A 9,300-nucleotide genomic window follows, 5' to 3' on the forward strand; every position below is an offset into this window, starting at 1 on the left:
CGCCGATCATGCGGGCAATAAAAAAGCCGCCTGCTGATTTCAGCAAGCGGCCCAATGTCGGAAGAAACTCTCGTCAGGCAGGCTGGGTGGGCGTGGCGCCCTTGACTTCGGTCAGACGGTTGTCGCCATCGACGAATACCAGCTTGGGCGAATGGTTCTTCAGCTCGGCGTCTTCGTACTGGGCGAACGACGCGATGATCAGCAAGTCGCCCGGCGCGGCGCGGCGCGCGGCGGAGCCATTGACCGAAATCACGCCGGAGCCGCGTTCGGCCTTGATCGCGTAGGTGGCGAAACGCTCACCGTTGGTGACGTTCCAGATCTGCACTTCTTCGTATTCGAGGATATCCGCCGCTTCCAGCAGGTTCTCGTCGATGGCGCAGGAGCCGATGTAATGCAGCTCGGCGTGCGTGGTGGTCACACGGTGGAGCTTGGACTTGAGCATATTGCGTTGCATGACGGTTTCCTTGTCGTCCCGTTTCAACGGAACACTTCGATATTGTCGATCAGGCGGGTGCGGCCCAGGCGCGCAGCCGCCAGCACCACCAGCCGCTTCTCGCCGGCATGGGCGATTTCCAGCGTGTCAGCCTGACGCACTTCCACATAGTCCACCACCCAGCCGGCGGCGGCCAGATCCGCGCTGGCGGCAGCCTCCAAACCGGCGTAGTCGTGGCTGCCTGCCAGCAGGCTGTCGCGCAACGCGCACAGATTGCGGTACAGGCGCGGCGCCTCGGCGCGCTCTTCCGCGCAGAGATAGCCATTGCGCGAGGACAGCGCCAGGCCGTCTTCGGCGCGGCCGGTGTCCACCGGCAGGATTTCAATCGGCGAATTGAGGTCGTCGACCATCGCCTTGATCACATGCAGTTGCTGGAAGTCCTTCTTGCCGAAGCAGGCGACGTCCGGCTGCACGATGTTGAACAGCTTGGTCACCACCGTGGCCACGCCGCGGAAGTGGCCGGGACGGAAAGCGCCGCACAGCTCGTCCTGGATGTGGGGCGGCTCGACGTTGAAGTCCTGCTTCACGCGCGGGTACAGCTCGCGCTCGTTGGGGAAGAACAGCGCGTCCACGCCGGCGGCGCGCAACTTGTCGCAATCGGCGTCGAAAGTGCGCGGATAGGCGTCGAAGTCTTCGCCCTGGCCAAACTGCAGCCGGTTGACAAAGATGCTGACCGCCACCTTGTCCGCCTGGCCGCGGGCGGCCGTCACCAGCGCCAGGTGGCCCTCGTGCAGATTGCCCATGGTGGGCACGAAAGCCAGCTTGCCGGCCAGCTTGCGCCAGGCGCGCATCTCGGCCACGGTACGGATGATTTCCATCGCTTGTCGTCTCCCGGGCTTAGTAGGTGTGTTCTTCGGACGGGAAGGTCTTGGCCTTCACCGCCTTGACGTAGGCTTCGACAGCGCCCTGGATGCTGCCGGCTTCGTGCATGAAATTCTTGACGAAACGCGCCTTCTTGCCCGGATACACGCCCAGCATGTCGTGCAGCACCAGCACCTGGCCGGACACGTCCACGCCCGCGCCTATGCCTATGGTGGGCGCATTGACGGTTTCGGTGATCTGGCGCGCCAGCGCCGCCGGCACGCACTCCATCACGATCAGGCTGGCGCCGGCCTCCGCCAGCGCCTTGGCGTCGTTCAGAATGCGCTGCGCATCGGCCTCGCTCTTGCCCTGCACGCGGTAGCCGCCGAAAGCGTTGACGAACTGCGGCGTCAGGCCGATGTGCGAGCACACCGGCACGCCGCGCTCCACCAGGAAGCGGGTGGTCTCGGCCATGTAGGCGCCGCCCTCCAGCTTCACCATGTGGGCGCCGGCCTGCAACAGGCGCGAAGCGTGGGCGAAGGCCTGTTGCGGACTTTGCTGATAGGCGCCGAAAGTCATGTCGCCGAGAATCAACGCATTTTTGGCGCCGCGCGCCACGCAGCGGATATGGTAGGCCATTTCGTCCTCACTGACCGGCAACGTGGACTCTATGCCTTGCATCACCGGACCCAGTGAATCCCCCACCAGCAGGATCTCGACCCCAGCCTCGTCCAGCAGGCTGGCGAAACTGGCGTCGTAACAGGTCAGCATGGTGATCTTCTGGCCTTCCGCAGCCAGCTTGTGCAAGGTATTGACGGTTATTTTCATTTCTCGACTTCCTCGTGTTCCATCTGCGGCGTCCAGGGGGACGATGCAACCGGGCCCCGGTCAGACGCTCTTGTTGAAATAACTGCGCTGGCCGCGCATTTCTGCAATGCAGCGGATCAATAGATCGAAATCCTCGTCGCCGTCCACCAGGTTGAGGTGATCGGTGTTGACGATCAGCAGCGGCGACGCCTCGTACTGATGGAAAAACTCGCTGTAGCCGGCATGCACGCGCTTGAGATAGCCTTCGGGAAAGTTTACCTCGTACTCCACCGCCCGCGCCGCCACCCTTTGCAGCAGCGTGTCTTCGGATGCCTGCAGATAGATCACCAGATCCGGCACCGGATACTCCGGCAACGCCTGCCGCACCAGCCGCTGGTACAGCGCCAGCTCGTGCTCGTCCAGATTCAGCCGCGCGAACAGCGCGTCCTTCTCGAACAAGAAGTCCGACACCAGCGGCGCGGCCATCAGCTCGCCCTGCAGCATGTCGCGCGCCATGTCGGCGCGCTGCATCAGGAAGCTCAGTTGGGTGGACAGCGCGTGGGCCGGCATATTGCGATAGAAGCGCGGCAGGAAAGGATTGGCCGCCGGGTCTTCCGCTTTCAGCTGCACCCCCCAGTACTGCGCCAGCCGGGCGGCCAGCGAGGATTTCCCCGAGCCTATCGGCCCCTCCACCACCACGTATCGCAATTGACTCATGTTATTCCTGTTTTTCTTGGGGTTCGCCGCCGTCATCCAGCCGCTCCACGCCGGCGCAGTCCAGGCCGACCGCCAGCGCGGCCACGTCGCCGACGCCGGGCAGCATACCGGGCGCGATTTCGGCCAGCGGCACCATCACGAAAGCGCGTTCGCGCATGCGCGGATGAGGCAGCGTCAGCTGCGGCCCTCCCATGACGACATCATCATAATACAAAAGGTCAAGATCCAGCACCCTTGGCGCGTTGCGGAAGCTGCGTTCGCGGCCAAAGCGCTGTTCTATGGCGAACAGCTGGTCCAACAAGTCCAGCGGCGGCAACCGGGTGTCCAGCAACGCCACCGCGTTGATGAAGTCGGGCTGATCGGCATAGCCGACCGGCGCCGTGCGATACAGCGAGGAATGGCGCAACAAGGAGGTGCCGGCCAAATGGCCAAGGGCCGCGAGCGCGGCCCTGACCTGTTCCGCCGGTTGCTCCAGATTGCTGCCCAGAGCCACGTAGGCCAGCGTCACTGGGCGCTCTCCCCGCCGCCAGCGTCCCCCTTGCGACTGCTGCTGCGCCGGCGGCGGCGCTTCTTGGCCGGCTCGGCGTCCCCACCCTGCTCCTTGGCCTCGGCGATCAGCCGCTCGCACTCGGCGGCATCGGCGCGCTGGAAGCGCTCCCACCAGCTCACCAGCTGCGGCGTGACTTCGCCAGCCTCGCTGCGCAGCGCCAGGAAGTCGTAGGCGGCGCGGAAGCGCGGCTGCTCCAGGAAGCGGTAGGGACGGGCGCCGCTGCGGCTGTCGAAACGCGCCTGCAGCGTCCAGATCTCGCGCATGGTCACGCCGAAGCGGCGCGGGATGGCGAAATCGTTGTCCTGTTCGGCTTCGACATCGGCAATGGCGGACAGCAATGCCGGCAGGCTCTTCTCGCCAGCGGCGATGCGTTGCTGCCAGCACTGGTTCACCTGGCGCCACAGCAACGTAGCCAGCAGGAAGCCGACCGAAATCGGCTTGTCGGCGCGCAAGCGGGCGTCGGTGCTCTCCAGGCTGAGGCGCAGGAAGGCGTCGTCGTTGCCCTTGTCGTCCATCACCGCGTCCAGCAGCGGGAACACGCCGCGCGCCAGACCCTCGTCACGCAGCTTCTTCAGGCAGGCGTAGGCCTGGCCGGACATCAACAGCTTGAGCATCTCGTCGAACAGACGCGCCGCCGGCTCCTTCTTCAGCAAATGCGCGTGGGCGCGGATCGGCTTCCTGGTGTCTTCGTCGATCTCGAAGCCCAGCTTGGCCGCCAGGCGCACCGCGCGCAGCATCCGCACCGGGTCTTCCTGATAGCGCCGCGCCGGCTGACCTATCATCACCAGTCGTTTGGCGTGCAGGTCCTTGACGCCATTGTGGTAGTCGATGACGGTTTCATCGAACGGATCATAAAACAGCGCGTTGACGGTGAAGTCGCGGCGGTGCGCGTCCTCCTCCTGGCTGCCGAAGCTGTTGTCGGCCATGATGCGGCCGGTTTCATTGGTGTCGTCGACATTACCGCCGCGGAAGGTGGTCACCTCGATGGTTTCCGGGCCCATCATCACGTGGACAATGCGGAAACGGCGGCCGATGATGCGGGAACGGCGGAACAAGTGGTGCACCTGCTCGGGCGTGGCGTTGGTGGCCACGTCGAAATCCTTGGGTGAAACGCCCAGCATCAGGTCGCGCACCGCGCCGCCCACCACATAGGCGGCGAAGCCGGCCTCCTGCAGCCGGGAGGTGACGCGCAGCGCCGCCTGGCTCAACTGGTCGCGGCGGACGCCGTGCTGGGGCAGCGGAAAGACGCGCGGCTTGTTACGGCGTTTGCTCATGCCGGCCGGCAGGTCCAGTACTTTTCGGATTAGCTTGCGGATCATGTGGAAGATTGTGACTTGGAATGCTGGATTCGCAAGATTAGGGATTCAAGGCCGCGATTATAGCCCGATTCTTTACGGAAAATACACATCCCCGCCCTCCTGCGCCGCAACTTGTTTTAATCGCAACTGTCATTCCGCCCTTCGCCTGCGCGCGGCCCTGCCAAATAAGCATCCAGACATTGCTGCAGATGCGCGCGCAACGCCACCGCCGCCGGCGACAGCATCAAGCGGTGCGGCGTCACCAGATAGAGCGGGGTCTGCTCCGTATCATAGCCTTCCAGCAGCGGCTGCAAGCGTCCGGCGCGCAAATCGGCCAGCACGTCCAGCCTGGACTTGTAGGCGATGCCCAAGCCTGCCAGCGCCCAGTTGCGGACGATCTCGCCGTCGTCGCTGTGCCAGCGCCCATCCACCGTCACCACCTGCCTCTCGCCGTTGCGGAGAAAGCTCCAGCGCTCATGTACCGCCGCACCCAGGATAAAACGCAGGCATGAATGGCGGCGCAGGTCCTGCGGCGCGGCGGGCGCGCCGTGCCGCGCCAGATAATCCGGCGACGCGCACAATACCCGGCGGTTGTCGGGCGCCAGCGGCAAGGCCACCAGCGCCGAATCCTCCGGCACGCCATAGCGCAAGGCCACATCCACCGGCTGGCGATAGAGGTCGGCCACCCGGTCGCTGATCTGCAATTGCAGGCTCAGGCCGGGATGCTGTTGCAGAAAGGCATCCAGCCACGGCCGCAGCAGATTGCGCCCCAGATCGGACGGCATCGACAGCGACAGGCTGCCTGACAGCGCCTGGCGGTCCTGCGCCAAGGCCACGCTGCCAGACTGCAGCGCGTCCAGCGCGGCGCGGGCGTGTTCCAGATAACGCTCCCCCGCCACCGTCAAGCGCAGGCTGCGGGTGGAGCGCGCCAGCAGTTGCGCGCCCACCGCCGCCTCCAGCCGCTTCAACGCCGCGCTGGCCACCGCCGGGCTCAAGTCCAGCTGGCGCGCCGCAGCCGACAGGCTGCCGTTGTCCGCCGCGCGGATGAATACCTGCAAATCGTCGATTCTGACCATTTTTATCAATATTTTTTTGAAACTGATTCGAATTTTAGCTGGATTTTCATAAATGAAAATTGGAATAGCATGTAGTCCATACCGAGGCCGCCATCCCGGCAGCCCGGTCCAGATAGATCCTAGATGAAGGAAACGCCATGAAAGCCATCGCCTACTACCAAAGCCTGCCGATCAGCCATCCGGAAGCGCTGCAAGACGTGCAGCTGCCGGAACCCGTCATCGGCGAGCGCGACCTGCTGGTGGAAGTCAAAGCCGTCTCTGTCAATCCAGTGGATGTCAAAGTGCGCGCCAACATGGCGCCGGAGGCCGGCCAGGCCAAGGTGCTGGGCTGGGACGCGGCCGGCGTGGTGAAGGCTGTGGGCGCCAAGGCCAGCCTGTTCCAGGTGGGCGACCGCGTCTGGTACGCCGGCGCCCTGCACCGCCCCGGAGCCAACAGCGAGCTGCACGCGGTGGACGAGCGCATAGTCGGCCGCATGCCGGACAGCCTGGACTTCGAAAGCGCCGCCGCCTTGCCGCTGACCGCCATCACCGCCTGGGAACTATTGTTCGACCGCTTGCAGGTGCTGGCCAACGGCGCGCCCAGCGGCAAGAAGCTGCTGATCGTCGGCGCCGCCGGCGGCGTCGGCTCCATCATGCTGCAACTGGCGCGCCAACTGACCGGCCTCACGGTGATAGCCACCGCCTCGCGGCCGGAAACCCAGGCCTGGGTGAAGGATCTGGGCGCGCACCAGGTGATAGACCATCGCCAGCCGCTGAGCCAGGAGCTGAAGCGCATCGGCATGGCCGAGGTGGACTACGTCGCCAGCCTGAATCAGACCGACGCCCACTTCGCCGAGATCGTCGCCGCCCTCGCGCCGCAGGGCAAGCTGGCGCTGATCGACGACCCGGCCGCGCTGGACGTCTCCCAGCTCAAGCGCAAGAGCATCTCGCTGCACTGGGAATTCATGTACACCCGCTCGATGTTCGCCACCGACGACCAGATCGAACAGCACAAGTTGCTGACCGAGCTGGCGCGCCTGGTGGACGCCGGCATCGTCCGCAGCACCGCGGCGGAACGCTTCGGCGCCATCAACGCCGCCAATCTCAAGCGCGCCCACGCGCTGCTGGAAAGTAACGCCGCCAAGGGCAAGATCGTGCTCAGCGGTTTCTGAGCCGAGGCAAACCGCAAGCTACGCCGCAAACCGCAGTCGGCTGCGGTTTTTTCTGTCCCGAATGGAAACCGGATGACCTCCCCTCACCTGACCCTGATCACGATAGACCTGTCCTTCCATCACGCCAGCGCCGCCGCAGTGGCGGCCATGCTGGAAAAACACGGCGTGGCCGCCAGCGAATGGCGCGTGCCGCACGAGCGGGCGTTCGAGCTGCTGGCCAGCGGCGAAGGCGACCTGCTGTGCTGCGCCTGGCTGCCGGGCAGCCATGGCCGCTACCTGGCTCCGATGGCGGATGAAGTGGAAAAACTGGCCGTCCTCTACACCCCGTACGCACTATGGGCCGTGCCCGGCTACGTGCCGGCGGAGTCGGTGGCGGAAATCGCCGACCTGAAAAAACCGGAGGTCGCCGCGCGCATGCTGAAGAAGATACAGGGGCATCAACCCAGGCGCCGGCATCAGCCGCTTTTCGCGCGAAATCATCGCCCATTACGGCCTGGAACAAGCCGGCTACCACTTCGAAAACGGCAGCCTGGAAGACTGCGCGCGCGCCTTCGAAAAACGCGGCGGCGCGACGCGACTGGCTAGTGGTGCCGCTGTGGCAACCCCAGTTCCTGCACTGGCAGCACGATATCCGCGAGCTGGCCGATCCCGCCGGCCTGTTGCGCGGCAAGGACGAGGCGACGCTGTTGATCCGCAAAGCCGCGCTGGAACGCCTGCCCGCCTCGGCCGCCGCCGAGCTGCACGCCCTGCGGCTGGGCAACCGGGCCCTAACCTGGCTGGACCATCTGGTATCGCGCCGGGGCCTGGCGCCGCGCCACGCCGCCCGGCAATGGCTGCAGCCGCCATCCTGATGTTCGCCGGCAAGGCGCAGCCTTTTCCCCTCGCGACAATATTCAACAAAGCGACATTATTCCGCCCCATCCATCAACCCAGTAGACATACAGCCCAAATCCATAGAGCATACGGGGTTCAGCCCCATGCGCCGGCTCATTGACACCGCCGCAGGGGAAGAAATCAGGAAAGCCGCCGACCCCGCCTCCTGGCCGGCGACGTTCCGCACATCCAGGAGCACGCCGTGTATTGCAAATCGAGTCCCAGCAGCGGGGATAGTCCCGTTCCGCATCGCAAATCGCAGGCTCCCTTACGGCGCGGAGCGGCCACAATCGCCATCACGCTGGCGCTGGCCGGCTGCGCCGTCGGTCCCGACTTCAAGTCGCCGGCGCTGCCGCAAGCCGCCAACGGTCCCTACACCGAATCCCCGCTGCCGGCGGCCACCGCATCGGCCCGCAGCGAGCATGTCGGCCCGGCCGGGACCAGCCAGCGCCTGGCAAGCGGCCAGCCGTTGCCGGAGCAATGGTGGACACTATTTCGTTCCGACCAGCTGGACCGGTTGATCCGCGCCGCGCTGCAGCACAATCCCACCCTGGACGCCGCCCAGGCGGCGTTGACCCAGGCGCGGGAAAACTACAACGCCGCCGCCGGCTCCACCTATTATCCGGCCGTTAACGCCCAACTGGGCGGCGGTCGCCAGCGCGCCATCCTCACCGGCACCACGCCCAACGAATTCAATGTCTACAACGCCACCGTCAACGTGTCGTACACACTGGACCTGTTCGGCGGCGAGCGCCGCCAACTGGAAAGCCTGATGGCTGCGGCGGAATACCAGCGCTTCCAGACCGAGGCCGCCTATCAGACCCTGATCGCCAACGTGGTGACCAGCGCGGTGCAGGAGGCCTCGCTGCGCGGCCAGCTGCAGGCCACCCAGGAATTGCTCAAGGCGCAGGAGGAACAGCTGCGCATCGTGGACAAGCAGGTGACGCTGGGCGCCCAGCCGCGCTCCGCGGCGCTGACCCAGGGCACGCTGGTGGCGCAGACCCGCGCCCAGCTGCCGCCGCTGGACAAGGCGCTGGCGCAGACCCGCCACCAACTGGCGGTATTCGTCGGTCGCTTCCCAGGGGAAACCGGCCTGCCGGAATTCCAGCTCGACTCTCTGCAACTGCCGGCCGAACTGCCGATCTCCCTGCCGTCGGCGCTGGCGCGCCAGCGGCCCGACATCCGCGCCAGCGAGGCATTGCTGCACCAGGCCAGCGCCAACGTGGGCGTGGCCACCGCCAACCAGTATCCGCAGATCACCCTCAGCGGCAACTACGGCACGCAGCACACCGTGCTGCCGGGCATGGACATAGGCAATACGCTGTGGGGCCTGAGCGCCGGCCTGACCCAGCCGCTGTTCAACGGCGGCGCGCTCAGCGCCAAGCGCCGCGCGGCGGAAGCCGCCTACCAACAGGCGGAGGCGCAATACCGCTCCACGGTGCTGAAGGCCTTCCAGAACGTGGCGGACAGCTTGCGGGCGATAGACGCGGACGCGACGGCGCTGAAAGCCCAGGCCGACGCCGAAGCCCAGGCG

Annotated in this window: 11 protein-coding genes; 4 read left to right on the forward strand and 7 right to left on the reverse strand. The window is 65.7% G+C overall.

The features are described 5' to 3' along the window. Window positions 1-73: 73 nt before the first annotated feature. From panD to BI344_RS11025, 7 genes are all read right to left on the reverse strand, one after another. Window positions 74-454, reverse strand: coding sequence for an aspartate 1-decarboxylase (gene panD / locus BI344_RS10995; protein ID WP_043573938.1), 381 nt, complete (start codon window positions 452-454; stop codon window positions 74-76). A gap of 23 nt (window positions 455-477) precedes the next feature. After that, a complete protein-coding gene (gene panC / locus BI344_RS11000) occupies window positions 478-1,311 on the reverse strand; it encodes a pantoate--beta-alanine ligase (protein ID WP_071112997.1) in 834 nt (277 codons plus the stop codon). Window positions 1,312-1,330: 19 nt separating this feature from the next. After that, window positions 1,331-2,122: a 3-methyl-2-oxobutanoate hydroxymethyltransferase gene (panB, locus tag BI344_RS11005; protein ID WP_071112998.1), complete on the reverse strand. Its 792-nt coding sequence runs from the start codon at window positions 2,120-2,122 to the stop codon at window positions 1,331-1,333. A gap of 60 nt (window positions 2,123-2,182) precedes the next feature. Next, the gene (locus BI344_RS11010) at window positions 2,183-2,818 is read right to left on the reverse strand and encodes a deoxynucleoside kinase (RefSeq protein WP_071112999.1); all 636 of its coding nucleotides are present in this window, start codon (window positions 2,816-2,818) and stop codon (window positions 2,183-2,185) included. Between the two features lies 1 nt (window position 2,819). Next, complete coding sequence (folK, locus tag BI344_RS11015; RefSeq protein WP_071113000.1) at window positions 2,820-3,326, reverse strand: 2-amino-4-hydroxy-6-hydroxymethyldihydropteridine diphosphokinase; 507 nt, start codon at window positions 3,324-3,326, stop codon at window positions 2,820-2,822. Next, window positions 3,323-4,687, reverse strand: coding sequence for a polynucleotide adenylyltransferase PcnB (gene pcnB / locus BI344_RS11020; RefSeq protein WP_071113001.1), 1,365 nt, complete (start codon window positions 4,685-4,687; stop codon window positions 3,323-3,325). The genes folK and pcnB overlap by 4 nt, the downstream gene beginning before the upstream one ends. A 116-nt stretch (window positions 4,688-4,803) precedes the next feature. Next, window positions 4,804-5,742, reverse strand: a complete 939-nt coding sequence (locus tag BI344_RS11025) for a LysR family transcriptional regulator (RefSeq protein ID WP_071113002.1) — start codon at window positions 5,740-5,742, stop codon at window positions 4,804-4,806. Between the two features lie 137 nt (window positions 5,743-5,879). Between BI344_RS11025 and BI344_RS11030 the strand changes: the two genes are divergently transcribed. The 4 genes from BI344_RS11030 to BI344_RS11040 form a co-directional block, all read left to right on the forward strand. Then, complete coding sequence (locus BI344_RS11030) at window positions 5,880-6,893, forward strand: zinc-binding alcohol dehydrogenase family protein (RefSeq protein WP_071113003.1); 1,014 nt, start codon at window positions 5,880-5,882, stop codon at window positions 6,891-6,893. 72 nt (window positions 6,894-6,965) lie between these two features. Continuing rightward, complete coding sequence (locus BI344_RS11035) at window positions 6,966-7,478, forward strand: glycine betaine ABC transporter substrate-binding protein (RefSeq protein WP_206600371.1); 513 nt, start codon at window positions 6,966-6,968, stop codon at window positions 7,476-7,478. Between the two features lie 2 nt (window positions 7,479-7,480). Then, complete coding sequence (locus BI344_RS25810) at window positions 7,481-7,744, forward strand: glycine betaine ABC transporter substrate-binding protein (protein ID WP_206600372.1); 264 nt, start codon at window positions 7,481-7,483, stop codon at window positions 7,742-7,744. Between the two features lie 224 nt (window positions 7,745-7,968). Further along, a partial coding sequence (locus tag BI344_RS11040; protein ID WP_071113004.1) for an efflux transporter outer membrane subunit occupies window positions 7,969-9,300 on the forward strand: 1,332 nt, incomplete at its 3' end.

It is taken from the genome of Chromobacterium sphagni (genome assembly GCF_001855555.1).
In the GTDB taxonomy this organism is placed as follows: Bacteria; Pseudomonadota; Gammaproteobacteria; order Burkholderiales; family Chromobacteriaceae; genus Chromobacterium; species Chromobacterium sphagni.

Bases quoted from the DNA above. Each gene is read 5' to 3' on its own strand.
- panD (WP_043573938.1), bottom strand. From the start codon at position 454: ATGCAACGCAATATGCTCAAGTCCAAGCTCCACCGTGTGACCACCACG.
- panC (WP_071112997.1), bottom strand. From the start codon at position 1,311: ATGGAAATCATCCGTACCGTGGCCGAGATGCGCGCCTGGCGCAAGCTG.
- panB (WP_071112998.1), bottom strand. From the start codon at position 2,122: ATGAAAATAACCGTCAATACCTTGCACAAGCTGGCTGCGGAAGGCCAG.
- BI344_RS11010 (WP_071112999.1), bottom strand. From the start codon at position 2,818: ATGAGTCAATTGCGATACGTGGTGGTGGAGGGGCCGATAGGCTCGGGG.
- pcnB (WP_071113001.1), bottom strand. From the start codon at position 4,687: ATGATCCGCAAGCTAATCCGAAAAGTACTGGACCTGCCGGCCGGCATG.
- BI344_RS11025 (WP_071113002.1), bottom strand. From the start codon at position 5,742: ATGGTCAGAATCGACGATTTGCAGGTATTCATCCGCGCGGCGGACAAC.
- BI344_RS11030 (WP_071113003.1), top strand. From the start codon at position 5,880: ATGAAAGCCATCGCCTACTACCAAAGCCTGCCGATCAGCCATCCGGAA.
- BI344_RS11035 (WP_206600371.1), top strand. From the start codon at position 6,966: ATGACCTCCCCTCACCTGACCCTGATCACGATAGACCTGTCCTTCCAT.